10 protein-coding genes are annotated in these 11,985 nt (G+C 70.6%); 5 read left to right on the plus strand and 5 right to left on the minus strand.

Features of this window, described 5'->3' with window-relative positions:
- The first annotated feature begins 49 nt into the window (after positions 1–49).
- Positions 50–1,129: a PP2C family protein-serine/threonine phosphatase gene (locus tag AQJ46_RS03595; RefSeq protein ID WP_059204145.1), complete on the plus strand. Its 1,080-nt coding sequence runs from the start codon at positions 50–52 to the stop codon at positions 1,127–1,129.
- Here AQJ46_RS03595 and AQJ46_RS03600 read toward each other — a convergent pair.
- A complete protein-coding gene (locus AQJ46_RS03600; RefSeq protein ID WP_059204146.1) occupies positions 1,086–3,323 on the minus strand; it encodes an MMPL family transporter in 2,238 nt (745 codons plus the stop codon). The genes AQJ46_RS03595 and AQJ46_RS03600 overlap by 44 nt on opposite strands.
- Positions 3,324–3,539: 216 nt before the next feature.
- Here AQJ46_RS03600 and AQJ46_RS03605 point away from each other — a divergent pair, with 216 nt between their 5' ends.
- Complete coding sequence (locus AQJ46_RS03605; RefSeq protein WP_059204147.1) at positions 3,540–3,746, plus strand: hypothetical protein; 207 nt, start codon at positions 3,540–3,542, stop codon at positions 3,744–3,746.
- A gap of 20 nt (positions 3,747–3,766) precedes the next feature.
- Here the strand turns inward: AQJ46_RS03605 and AQJ46_RS03610 are convergent, their stop codons facing one another.
- Positions 3,767–4,897, minus strand: coding sequence for a sulfite oxidase (locus AQJ46_RS03610; RefSeq protein ID WP_059204148.1), 1,131 nt, complete (start codon positions 4,895–4,897; stop codon positions 3,767–3,769).
- A gap of 137 nt (positions 4,898–5,034) precedes the next feature.
- On the opposite strand from AQJ46_RS03610, the gene sthA reads away from it, so the two are divergent.
- Positions 5,035–6,438 carry a Si-specific NAD(P)(+) transhydrogenase gene (sthA, locus tag AQJ46_RS03615; protein ID WP_059204149.1) on the plus strand — a complete coding sequence of 468 codons (1,404 nt, stop codon included), beginning with the start codon at positions 5,035–5,037 and terminating at the stop codon, positions 6,436–6,438.
- Between the two features lie 7 nt (positions 6,439–6,445).
- On the opposite strand, the gene AQJ46_RS03620 is transcribed toward sthA, so the two are convergent.
- The gene (locus AQJ46_RS03620; RefSeq protein ID WP_059204150.1) at positions 6,446–6,931 is read right to left on the minus strand and encodes a DUF5709 domain-containing protein; all 486 of its coding nucleotides are present in this window, start codon (positions 6,929–6,931) and stop codon (positions 6,446–6,448) included.
- Between the two features lie 357 nt (positions 6,932–7,288).
- Here AQJ46_RS03620 and AQJ46_RS03625 point away from each other — a divergent pair, with 357 nt between their 5' ends.
- On the plus strand, positions 7,289–8,761 hold the full coding sequence (locus AQJ46_RS03625; protein WP_059204151.1) for an APC family permease: 1,473 nt from the start codon (positions 7,289–7,291) through the stop codon (positions 8,759–8,761).
- Positions 8,762–8,773: 12 nt separating this feature from the next.
- Positions 8,774–9,733 carry a hypothetical protein gene (locus tag AQJ46_RS03630; protein WP_059204152.1) on the plus strand — a complete coding sequence of 320 codons (960 nt, stop codon included), beginning with the start codon at positions 8,774–8,776 and terminating at the stop codon, positions 9,731–9,733.
- Between the two features lie 48 nt (positions 9,734–9,781).
- On the opposite strand, the gene nicT is transcribed toward AQJ46_RS03630, so the two are convergent.
- Positions 9,782–10,939 (minus strand): Nickel transporter NicT, encoded by a 1,158-nt coding sequence (nicT, locus tag AQJ46_RS03635; RefSeq protein WP_079072095.1) that lies wholly within the window; start codon positions 10,937–10,939, stop codon positions 9,782–9,784.
- Positions 10,940–11,065: 126 nt separating this feature from the next.
- The gene (gene prcB / locus AQJ46_RS03640; protein WP_059204153.1) at positions 11,066–11,920 is read right to left on the minus strand and encodes a proteasome subunit beta; all 855 of its coding nucleotides are present in this window, start codon (positions 11,918–11,920) and stop codon (positions 11,066–11,068) included.
- Between the last annotated feature and the right edge of the window lie 65 nt (positions 11,921–11,985).

The following is an 11,985-nucleotide window of genomic DNA, read 5'->3' on the forward strand; positions in this document are numbered from 1 at the left end:
TCGGGGTGCGGGGCCGGTCGGGTCGTAGCAGCGTAGTGGTGTGAGCGGAGTGCGCGACCGGGACCGGCGGAGCTGGCTGCGGGGCGCGCCGCCGCCGGGCTGGGTGCGCGTGCTGCCCGCCGTGCTGCTGGTGGGGGTGTGTGTGGCGACCCTCGTCAGCCCCGGCCCGCTCGACATCGGGTTCCTGCTGGGCGCCATCCCGCCGCTGGCCGTGCTGTCGTACGGACCTGTGGCGACCGCGGTGCTCGGCGCGTCCGTCCTGGCCGTGCTGAACGTGCCGGCTTTCCGGCTGAACGATCCGGGCAGCACGGATGTGCTGACCGTGGGCTTCGTCGCGGCGCTCAGTGTGGTCGTGTCGTTCGTACGGAGTCGGCGGGACGCCCAGCTGGTGACCGAGCGTGCGGTCGCGGAGGCCGCGCAGCGGGCCGTCGTGCCGCCGCTGCCGGGGCGGGTCGGGGGCGTGCGGTGTGCGGGGCTGTACCGGGCCGCGCAGCGCGGGACGCTGGTCGGGGGTGACTTCTTCGACGTCCGGGAGGGGCCCCGCGGGGTGCGGGTGGTCATGGGCGATGTGCAGGGGCACGGGCTGTCGGCCGTCTCGACCGTCGCCTCGCTGCTGGGGGCCTTCCGGGAGGCGGTGCTGGACCGGCCCGATCCCGAGTCGGTGGCCGCGCGGCTGGACCGCAGGCTGGCGGTGGACTCCGCGGGCGTACGGCACTCGGAGCTGTTCGCCACGGCGGTGGTGCTGGACTTCGACGTCGCAGCGAGGGCCGTGCGGATCGTGGCGTGCGGGCAGCCCGGCCCGGTTCTGCTGCGCGACGGGCGGGCCGTGGAGCTCGACGTCCCCGTGGGTACCCCGCTCGGTCTGGGCCTGTCAGGTGCCTCACCGCCTACCGGGGTCACCGTCCCGCTGCGGCCCGGCGACCGGCTCTTCCTGGCCTCGGACGGGGTCTGGGAGGCGCGGAACCCCGCCGGAGTCTTCTACCCGTTGCTCGACCGGCTCACCGGGTTCCCGGGGGACCTCCCGGATCTCGTCGAGGGGGTCTGGGCCGACCTCGTGCACTACGCCCCGGCACTCCAGGACGACGTCACGATGCTCGTTCTCGCGCCGGAGAAGCCGGAGCCCCGCTGACCGCCCCGCCCCCCTCGGCGTCGATGTGCGGCAGCATCCGGTCCAGCCAGTGGGGTGTCCACCAGGCGTGCCGTCCCAGCAGGGTCATGACGGCGGGGACCATGAGCAGCCGTACGACGGTCGCGTCGATCAGCACACTCACCGCGAGACCCAGTCCGAGCATCTTGACCACGATGTTGTCGCTGACGATGAAGGCCGCGAAGACGCTCACCATGATCAGGGCCGCGCAGGTGATGACCCGGGCGGTGATCTCCAGCGCGTGCGCGACGGAGGCCTTGGCGTCCCCGGTGCGCAGCCAGGCCTCGTGGATCCGGGAGAGCAGGAAGATCTCGTAGTCCATGCTCAGGCCGAAGATGATCGCGAACATCATCATCGGCACGTAGCTCTCGATGGGCACCTTGCCGGAGACGCCGAGTGCAGGACCGCCCCAGCCCCACTGGAAGACGGCGACGACGACGCCGTAGGAGGCGGCGATGGACAGGACGTTGAGGACGGCCGCCTTGAGGGCGACGAGCAGTCCGCGGAAGACGGCGAGGATGATCAGGAAGGCGAGGGCGACGACCACACCGATGATCAGCGGCAGCCGGCTGGAGACGATGTCGCGGAAGTCGACCTGGGCCGCGGTCGTGCCGGTGACGTATCCCTTGGCGTCGGTGCCGGTGACCGCGGCGGGCAGGGTGGTGTCGACCAGGCGATTGGTGAGGTCGGTGGTGGTGGCGCTCTGCGGGGACTGCTTGGAGTAGACGGTGGCGAGCAGGACGTCCCCGTCCTTGGTGGGGGTCAGCTGGGTGACCGTGGCGGCGCCGGACACGCCGTCGAGCGTCTTCTGCGCCTGGGAGGACAGGGACGAGCGCTGGGACGACGGTACGGAGGTCTGGTCGATGACGACGGTGAGGGGGCCGTTGGAGCCGGGGCCGAAGGCGTCGGTCATCCGGTCGTAGGCGCGCCGGTCGGTGAAGGACGTGGGGTCGGCGCCGTCACCGATGTGACCGAGCTGGAGGGAGAAGACCGGGATGGCCAGGACGACGACGACTGTCACGCCCGCGGCCAGGTACCGCCATGGCCGCCGCTCGACCCGCTGGGCATAGCGGTGCCACGTCCCCTGCGCCGTCTCGCCCTCGGCGGCGTTCGTCTCGGCGACCGGACGGCGCACCCGGTAGCGGTCGATCCGGGTGCCGATCAGTCCCAGCAGGGCCGGGACCAGGGTCAGGGCCCCCAGGACGGCGGAGACGACCGTGACGGCGGCGGCGAGCCCGAGTTTCGCGATGAACGAGACCCCGGACACGGACAGCCCCGCCAGGGCGATGATCACGGTGCAGCCCGAGACCAGGACGGCCCGTCCGCTGGTGGCGGTGGCCCCGCCGGCCGCGCGCACCGGATCCTTCCCGTCCATCAGGCTCTGGCGGTGGCGGGTGAGCTGGAAGAGCGCGTAGTCGATGCCGACGCCCAGGCCGATCATCGTGGCCAGGGTGGGCGAAACGGTCGCGAAGGTGAACGCCGAGGCCAGCAGGCCGAGGCAGGCGAGCCCCCCGATCACACTGATCAAGGCGGTCACCAGGGGGATTCCGGCGGCGATCACACTGCCGAAGCCGACGAGCAGGACGACGATCGCCACAGCGAATCCGATCAACTCGCTCACCCGGTCGTCGGCGGCGGGGCGCGCGAGTTCGCCGAGCTGTCCGCCGTACTCGACGTCGACGCCGGCCGCGCGCAGGGGCTGTACGGCGTCGTCGACACCGTGGAGGTAGCCGTCGCCCAGGGTCGATGGCTGAACGTCGAAGCGGACGGTGATGTAGGCCGTCTTCGCGTCTGACGACAGCGGCCCGACCTTCGAGGCGGGCGCGGACAGCGGGTTCTGCACCGACAGGACGTGCGGCAGCTTCTGGAGATCGGTGACGGTCGTGGAGACCTGCGAGCCGAGCGAGGTGAGCGCCTTGTCACCGTCGTGGAGAACGATCTGGCTGCCGTAACCCCCGGCCGCCGGGTCGTGCTTCTTCAGGACGTCCTGGCCCTCCTGCGACTGCACGCCGGGCAGGGAGAAGTTGTCGGAGTAGTCCCCGCCGAAGGACCGGTTCAGGGTCTGCAGGGCGACCAGGGCCACGAGCCAGGCCACCAGGACGATCACGAAGTGCCGGGCGCACCACTCCCCCAACCTGCGCAGGGCGCCCTTCGGCCTGTTACGGGTAGTGGACATGACGTCGTCTTCCCTGCCGGCCCCGAGCGATCATTACTCCCATTACACGCCTGCCGGATCATCCGGGCATCCCGGCATCCGTCCCGCCGGGGACCGCGGACGGGGCCCGCGCCGGACGCTTCCGGATGCAGGGTCGGCCCGGGCGTTGAATGGTGATAGCGGACCCGTTGACACCACCGGGACCGCACAGCGATCCGGATCCGAGGAGCAGAGATCATGCCGACGTCACAGCCCGACGCGTCCCGGTCGTCCGAGGACCGCACCACCCCGGACGACCTGCTCCATGCCCGTACCGGCACCGAGGTGTCGCCGGAGGACCTCGTCCTTGCCTCGGGCAAGGACATCACCCCGCACACTCTCGAATGGGCCCGGCGCAAGCTGGAGGCGGAGGGCCCGGCGGCGCTCGACAAGCTGCTGCCCTGACCACACCCGGTGGCCGTACGTCAGCCCCCGGACTCCTCGTCCAGGCACAGCACTTCGACCCGCTGCACGAGGTTGTTGGCGAAGCCGCCCCGGTTCCAGGGCTGTTCCAGCGGCTGGGTGTGCCCCTCGGCGTCGGTGGCCCGTGCGCTGAGTACGTACGCGCCCGGCTCCGCGCGCCAGTTGAAACGCCAGCGCCGCCACGCCCATCGGTGACCGGCGTCCGGTTCGAGTTCCGCCTCGTGCCAGGACTGTCCAGCGTCGGTGCTGACCTCGGCCCGGGTCACCGGCGCCCGTCCCGACCAGGCGCGCCCCTCCAGTGTCACGGCCCCTGGCCGCACCACGCGGGCCCGGGACATGAAGTCCGGGAATCCGGGCGGGACGAGCAGGGCGCGCGGCGCGATCCGGGTGACCGGTTCGCCCTCGTCCCCGGGGTGCTGACGGAGCCGGTAGGCGACGGTCTGCTGGAACCCGGTGAACGGCGTGTCGGTGACGGTGATCTCGCGCAGCCACTTCACCTGGGCCATGCCGTACCAGCCGGGCACGACGAGCCGGAGCGGGTGGCCGTGCTGCGGGGGCAGCGGAGTGCCGTTCATCTCGTAGGCGACCAGGACTTCGGGCTCGGTACCGGTGGCCACGCCGACGGGCAGGGCCCGCTGGTAGTCCTGTTCGACGCCGCGCTCCACTCCGTGGTCGGCGCCGGTGCACACCACGTCGACGGCGTCGGCCTCCACCCCGGCCTCGGCGAGCAGCAGCCGCAGCGGTACGCCGGTCCACTCGGCGGTGCCGACGGCCTCGACCAGCCAGGGCTGGCTGACCGGGCGGGGCGTGAGCAGGGCCCGGCCGTTGCCCGCGCACTCCATCGTCACCCTGGCGGTGGCCCGGGGCAGGGAGCGCAGCTCGGCCGGGGTCAGGGTGAGCGGGCGGCGGACCCTGCCTCCGATCCCGAGCTGCCAGGGGGTGCCCTCGGGGACGTACGGGATGTCGTAGTGCGTGAGGACGTAGTGCAGGCCGGGCGGGGTGAGGTCGTGGCGCATCGCCTCGAGCGGCAGACCGTGGTTGCGGGTGGCGAGCGCCAGTTCGTCCCGGCCGATGCCCTCGTCGGGGGCGGCGAGCCGGGCCGGGGTGCTCGTGTCGGCGAGTCGGTGGCCCATGGCCGTATTGTCCCGCGGTCCGGCTGCGCTGTCGCGGTCCGCGCGACAGCTCCTGCAGCGGCTGCGCCGGTTCAGTGGGTGACCGGTTTCCTGCTCACCCTTTCGAAAGGGACCCTGCGGCTGACAGACTCCCGAGGGTGCCCGACTTCGACATGCTCGTCATCGGATCCGGTCCGGGTGGCCAAAAGGCCGCCATCGCCGCGGCCAAGCTGGGCCACCGGGTGGCCGTCGTCGACCGCCCCGACATGGTCGGCGGGGTCTCCATCCACACCGGCACCATCCCCTCCAAGACCCTGCGCGAGGCGGTGCTGTACCTGACCGGCCTCACTCAGCGCGACCTGTACGGACAGAGCTACCGGCTCAAGGAGGACATCACCGTCTCCGATCTGACCGCGCGCACCCAGCACGTGGTCGGCCGCGAGGTCGACGTGATCCGCAGTCAGCTCTCCCGCAACCACATCGCCCTCTTTGCCGGCACCGGCCGCTTCGTCGACCCGCACACCGTCGCCCTGCGCGAGGTCACCGGACACGAGCGTCTGCTCAGCGCGGAGAACATCGTCATCGCCACGGGCACGCGCCCGGCGCGGCCGGACACGGTCGAGTTCGACGGCCGCACGATCATGGACTCCGACAACGTGCTCGCCCTCGAACGCGTCCCGCGCTCCATGGTCATCGTCGGCGCCGGGGTCATCGGGATGGAGTACGCCTCCATGTTCGCCGCGCTCGGCAGCAAGGTGACGGTCGTCGAGAAGCGGGCCGGGATGCTCGACATCTGCGACATCGAGGTCATCGAGGCGCTGAAGTACCACCTGCGCGACCTGGCCGTGACGTTCCGCTTCGGTGAGACCGTCGCCGCGGTCGAGCGCCATCCCCGCGGCACGCTGACCATCCTGGAGAGCGGCAAGAAGATACCCGCCGACGCCGTGATGTACTCGGCCGGCCGACAGGGTCTGACCGACGAACTCGACCTGGACAAGGCGGGGTTGGCCGCCGACCGGCGCGGCCGGATCACGGTCGACGAGTACTACCGCACCGAGGTGCCGCACATCTACGCCGTGGGAGACGTGATCGGCTTCCCGGCGCTGGCGGCGACGTCCATGGAACAGGGCAGGTCGGCCGCCTACCACGCCTTCGGCGAGCCGGTCGGACAGATGCACCATCTCCAGCCCATCGGCATCTACACCATCCCGGAGATCAGCTTCGTCGGACGTACCGAGGACCAACTCACCGAGGACAGCGTGCCCTTCGAGGTCGGCATCTCCCGGTACCGCGAACTCGCCCGCGGCCAGATCATCGGGGACTCCCACGGCATGCTGAAGCTGCTGGTCTCCCCGGAGGACCGGACCCTGCTGGGCGTGCACTGCTTCGGTACCGGGGCCACCGAACTGATCCACATCGGGCAGACCGTGATGGGCTGTGGCGGCACGGTCGACTATCTGGTCGACGCGGTGTTCAACTACCCGACACTCGCCGAGTCCTACAAGGTCGCGGCCCTGGACGCCACGAACAAACTCCGCCAGATCGACCGGATCGGGGACTGAACTTCCGTCAGGGTTCCTCGGAGGGGTCCTCGACGATGTGCACGGCGGCCTCCTCCGCGCCCGCCGCGCCCGCGTCGATGCCCACGTCGGTGGCGACCTCGTCCTTCGTGGTGGTGGGGTGGGCGCCCTCGTCGGGGGCTACCAGGCGTCCGGCGCGGTCGGAACCGGCCTCCGGGTCGACCGGTTCGCCCTCGCCGTCGGGCAGGTCGCCGATCTCGTCACCGAGGGGCGCGGCCACCTCGGGGACCTCCTGGGCGAGGCGTTCGTCGAGGGTCTCGCCGTCGTGCTGTCCGGCCGCGGTGGTGCCGTGCCGGGTGACGCCGAGGGGCTTCTCCGGTGGCGAGTAGCCCTCGTCGAGGGTGTCGTCGTAGGTCCGTTCGTCGACGGCGTCCTGGAGGTCGAGCGGCGCCGCGTCCTCCTGCTCCTCGTTGGTTCCGGTGGGCTGGTAGGCGTCGGCGGCCGGCGCCTCGGCGGGTGTCGGTTCGGTGCCCATGGGCTGCCTCCCTCTCGCGTCACATGCGGTTCGATGCGGTGTCCTGATCCGCGTTTCCCCGTATGCGCCCTCCCACCTCAAAAGGCTGCCGGAGTAAGGCATTCCACGGCCGGAAGGTTACCCCCCAGTTAATCTTGAAGGGTCAAGGAATACGGCTATCATCACTCGCATACACGGAGTGACCGGCCGTCCACGCAGCGGCCGTACGGTCCCCCGCGCACCCCCTTCGGTTCCTCTCTCCACCGCCCCTGCCCGAGGCCATCCCTCTCAGTGCCCGGGGCGGAGCCACCCCCCACCCCTTTTGCGCCGCACGGTCCCCCTCCGCCGTGCGTCGTGCCCTACCGAAAGCAGCGCACCATGATCAACAGCAGGGGCAGAGGGCTGCAGGCCAATGCCCTCGGTACCTTCGACACGGTGGTGATGGCCGTCGCGGGCAGCGCGCCGGCGTACTCGATCGCCGCGACCACCGCGGTCCTGGTCGGCTCGGTGGGCCTGGCCAGTCCGGCGGCTCTGCTGTACTGCGCGATCCCCATGCTGGGCATCGCACTCGCGTTCAGCTATCTCAGCCGGATCGACGTCAACGCGGGCGCCAGCTACTCCTGGGTGGGCCGCACGCTCCACCCCTTTCTGGGCTTCGTCAGCGGCTGGGCGCTGGTGATCTCGGCGACCATCTTCATGGTGGCCGGCTCGCTGCCCGCCGGTTCGATGACACTGGCCCTCTTCGACCAGGACCTCGCGGACAACACCGCGCTGTCGACCGTCGTGGGCGCGGCCTGGTTCGTGCTGATGCTGCTCGTGGTGCTCGGCGGTGCCCGGCTGACCGTGCGCGCCCAGCTCGTCATGTCCGGTGTGGAGCTCGCGATACTGGCCCTGTTCGCGGTGCTCGCGTTCTTCCACACGGGCAACGCACGCGCCTTCGACTGGTCCTGGCTCGGCTTCAGCCACTTCGACGGCATGCAGGGCTTCGCCTCGGGGGCGCTCATCGCCGCGTTCTACTACTGGGGCTGGGACGTCACCAGCAACCTGAGCGAGGAGACCCGCAACAGCCGGCGTACGACGGGACTCGCGGGGCTCATCGGGGTCGGCATCGTCTTCCTGCTGTTCGAGGTGTTCACGATCGCGGTGAACGTCATCCTCACCTCGAAGCAGATCGAGGACAACGACGCCAACGTGCTCGCCGTGCTCGGTGACGAGGTCTGGCCGGGCTGGGGCGGCAAACTGCTGATCGTCGCGGTGATGCTGTCGACCATCGCCACGCTGGAGACCACGCTGATCCAGGTCACGCGCTCGTTGTTCGCGATGGGCCGGGACCGCACGATGCCGTCCGCGCTGGGCCGGGTGCACCGCCGCTGGAACACCCCATGGGTGGCGATCGTGGTGGTCGGCGCGGTGGCGCTGGTGATGTTCATCGCCTCCAACGCCCTGGGCTCGGTGGGCGACATCCTCGCCGACGCGATCTCGGCGATCGGGCTGCAGATCGCCGTCTACTACGGCCTCAGCGGCCTCGCGGTCGTGGTCGCGTACCGCAAGATGCTGCTGAAGTCCCCGGCCGACTTCCTGCTCGGCGGGCTGTGGCCCTTGCTGGGCGCCCTGTTCATGTTCTGGATATTCGTCGAGTCGCTGGGCGACCTGAGCACGGCCGCGATCACGATCGGCGTCGGCGGGCTCGCCGTGGGCCTGATCCCGATGCTCTGGTACTGGAGGCGGGGCAGCGACTACTACCGGCCCGCGAGGCTTGACGCGAGCCGTACTGTCGAGGCGGACTACGTTCCCGACGGCGGGGCATCCGGGCCTTCGCTCGTCCACGACGGTCTCCCCACCGACTTCTGAGGGGTTTGTGCGATGGCGAGAGACCGTTTCGCCCCCGAGTTCGACCCCGACTGCGGGGACGTCCCGCTGACCACCGCCCGCCAGGACATCGTCATCGGCCGCTGGCAGGGCCTGCGGGAGCTGTTGCGCGCCACCGGGCCCGAGTGGCTCTCGCGGGGACACCGGGTGCGGACGCTCGCCCAGGCCTGCGCGAGCAGTTCGACGGTGGAGTCCTGGCTGGCGGCCGAGCCGCACAACGGTGACGCGCTGGTGCTGCGGGCGGCCACGGAGACGGCCAGGGCGTTCAACCTGGCCATCGCCGCGGGCCGGGGCGTGCCGATCGACCAGCGCCGCATCGACGCCGCGGTGATGGCCTGTCTGCAGGCTGCCGAGGCTTTCGTGGACGATCCGACGCCGTGGATCTCCCTGATCTCGGTGGCGCGGCTGTACCCGGCCGGGGTGCGGCGGCAGGAGCTGGGGCGCTGGTGGGACGAGTTGCACGGGCGTGACCCGTACAGCGTCGAGGGCCACCTCCAGGTCCTGCACTACTACTCGTCCCGCTGGCACGGCTCGCACGGTCTGATGTACGACTTCGCCCGCGACGCGGCCGGGGTGGCACCACCCGGGTGCGCGCTGCCCGTGCTGGTGCAGTACGCGCGGGTCGAGGAGTACCGGGCCGCGGAGGACGCGGCCGAGGGCAGGCGGACGTCCGTCGGGCTGGGGCAGCACTGGAAGAACGACGGGGCCGTCAGCGACGTACGGCGCACCTGGCAGCGCTGGATCGTGGGCCGCACCGACCACACGGTGGCCCCGGGTGAGCTGCGCGACCTCAACTATCTGACCCACGCGGCCTGCCACGCGGGGCTCCATGAGATCGCCGTCCCCCTCCTGGAGATGCTGGACCGCCGGGGTACCCGTACGCCGTGGTCGTACACCGGGGACCCCGAGCGCGAGTTCACCAAGTGGCGCAAGGAGTTCAGGGTGCGGGTCTGAGGGGGTTCAGGTGCGGGTGGCGCGGACCGATGGGGCCCGCACGCAGGGTCAGCCGCCGGACCGCTCCCCCGCCAACCCCGCCGTCCACTTCTCCTCGATCCGGCCGACCTTCCACACCACCAGCGCGACGACCCACGTGGCGACGAACAACCCCACGATGACGAAGCCGAGGAGGTTGAGGTCGAGGCCGCCGACCCAGTCCCAGAACGGGCCGTGCAGGCCGAGTTTCCCGGCGAGCAGGCCCAGGAGTTCGACCGTGCCGATGAGGAGGGCCACCGCGACGGACAGGCCGGTGACCGTGAGGTTGTAGTAGACCTTGCGGACCGGCTTCGAAAACGCCCAGCCGTAGGCGAAGTTCATGAAGGAGCCGTCGATGGTGTCCAGGAGGGACATACCGGCGGCGAAGAGGACCGGCAGGGTGAGGATCGCGTACCAGGGCAGCCCGGAGGCCGCGCCCGACCCGGCAAGGACCAGCAGGGCGATCTCCGTCGCCGTGTCGAAGCCCAGGCCGAACAGGAGGCCCAGGGGGTACATCTGCCAGGGCTTGGTGATCGCCTTCATGACACGGCCGAGCAGGCGGTTCATGAAGCCGCGGTTGTTCAGCTGCTCCTCCAGCGCGGCCTCGTCGTAGCGGCCGGAGCGCATCCGCCGGAACACCTTCCAGATGCCCACCAGGACGACCAGGTTGACCGCCGCGATCAGATAGAGGAACACGCCCGAGACGGTCGTACCGATCAGCGCGGTCATGTCGTGGAGGCGGGAGCCGTCGTCGCGCACGGGTCCCGCGAGGGCCTTCACGCCGAGCGAGAGCAGCAGCGCCAGGACGAAGACGACGCTGGAGTGGCCGAGCGAGAACCAGAAGCCGACGGACAGCGGCCGCTGTCCGTCCCCCATCAGCTTGCGGGTGGTGTTGTCGATCGCCGCGATGTGGTCGGCGTCGAAGGCGTGCCGCATCCCGAGCGTGTAGGCGGTCACGCCGATGCCGATGCCGAAGGACTTCTCGCCGACACCGTAGTGGTGCGGGGCGACGATCGCGACGAGGGTGAACCAGCCGATCACGTGCAGCGCCACCACGACCCCGGCCATGCCGCCCGCCCTGACCCACTCCTGCCGCGTCATGGAGCCACGGACGCGGTGCCATACCGAGCCCCTCTCGGGCCCGGCGGCGGGGAGGAGGGACGGAGCGGAGTCAGGGGCGGCCGTCATCGGGCGGAGGATCCTTCTTTCGGGGTACGGCCGCTCTCAGCAGCCTTGTGCCATCCTCCGGTACCTGCAAGTCGTGTGCAGTAAAGCCCGTGACAGGTCTTCCCCACGACTGGGGAAAGTGCCCTGTCAGGGCGTCGCGTTCGGCCCGTCCGGCCGGTTGCTTCGCTGTTCGACCATCTCGCGGGTGAGGACCTCGGTCTCCGGCTCGGACAGTCGCTCGAAGCCGTCCTCGGTGATGACGGAGACGATGGGGAAGATCCGGCGGTTGATGTCGGGGCCGCCGGTCGCGGAGTCGTCGTCGGCCGCGTCCCACAGCGCTTGGAGGGCGGCGAGGGCGGCCTCGCGACGGTCGAGGCCCTTGCGGAACAGTTTCTTCAGGGCGCCTCTGGCGTACGGCGATCCGGAGCCCTCGGCGTGGAAGCCGGTCTTCTCGTAGAGTCCGCCGACGATGTCGAAGCTGAAGATGCGGCCGCGTTCGCCCTCCGGCGCGGAGGGGTCGTAGCCGATGAGGAGGGGGACCACGGCGAGGCCCTGCATGGCCTGGCCGAGGTTCTGGCGGATCATCCCGGCCAACCGCCGCGCCTTGCCGTCGAGGGTCATGGCGACACCCTCGATCTTCTCGAAGTGCGTCAGTTCGACCTGGTACAGCTTGACCATGTCGAGGGCGAGTCCGACGGTGCCGGCGAAGGCGACCGCCGTGTGGTCGTCGGCGGGGTGCACCTTCTCCAGGTCGCGCTGGGCGATGAGGTTGCCCATGGTGGCCCTGCGGTCACCGGCGATGAGGACGCCGTCGCGGTAGGAGAGGGCCAGCACGGTGGTGCCGTGCGGCACCTGGTCCGGTGCGGCCCGCACACCGTCGGGCAGGACACGGCGGGTGCTGAGCAGTTCGGGGCGGTGGACCGCCAGGAACTCGGTGAAGGACGAGGAGCCCGGGGTGAAGAACTCCTCTCCTAACCGTCCGCCGTTCTCGTTCCACGTCATGGCACTCCCCCTCGTCTCGGGCCGACACCCGGAGTCCTACCAGAGGCGCGGGGGCCGGAAACGTG

This window comes from Streptomyces canus (assembly GCF_001514145.1).
Taxonomy (GTDB): Bacteria; Actinomycetota; Actinomycetes; order Streptomycetales; family Streptomycetaceae; genus Streptomyces; species Streptomyces canus.

Bases quoted from the DNA above. Each gene is read 5' to 3' on its own strand.
- AQJ46_RS03600 (WP_059204146.1), bottom strand. From the start codon at position 3,323: ATGTCCACTACCCGTAACAGGCCGAAGGGCGCCCTGCGCAGGTTGGGG.
- AQJ46_RS03605 (WP_059204147.1), top strand. From the start codon at position 3,540: ATGCCGACGTCACAGCCCGACGCGTCCCGGTCGTCCGAGGACCGCACC.
- AQJ46_RS03610 (WP_059204148.1), bottom strand. From the start codon at position 4,897: ATGGGCCACCGACTCGCCGACACGAGCACCCCGGCCCGGCTCGCCGCC.
- AQJ46_RS03620 (WP_059204150.1), bottom strand. From the start codon at position 6,931: ATGGGCACCGAACCGACACCCGCCGAGGCGCCGGCCGCCGACGCCTAC.
- AQJ46_RS03625 (WP_059204151.1), top strand. From the start codon at position 7,289: ATGATCAACAGCAGGGGCAGAGGGCTGCAGGCCAATGCCCTCGGTACC.
- AQJ46_RS03630 (WP_059204152.1), top strand. From the start codon at position 8,774: ATGGCGAGAGACCGTTTCGCCCCCGAGTTCGACCCCGACTGCGGGGAC.
- nicT (WP_079072095.1), bottom strand. From the start codon at position 10,939: ATGACGGCCGCCCCTGACTCCGCTCCGTCCCTCCTCCCCGCCGCCGGG.
- prcB (WP_059204153.1), bottom strand. From the start codon at position 11,920: ATGACGTGGAACGAGAACGGCGGACGGTTAGGAGAGGAGTTCTTCACC.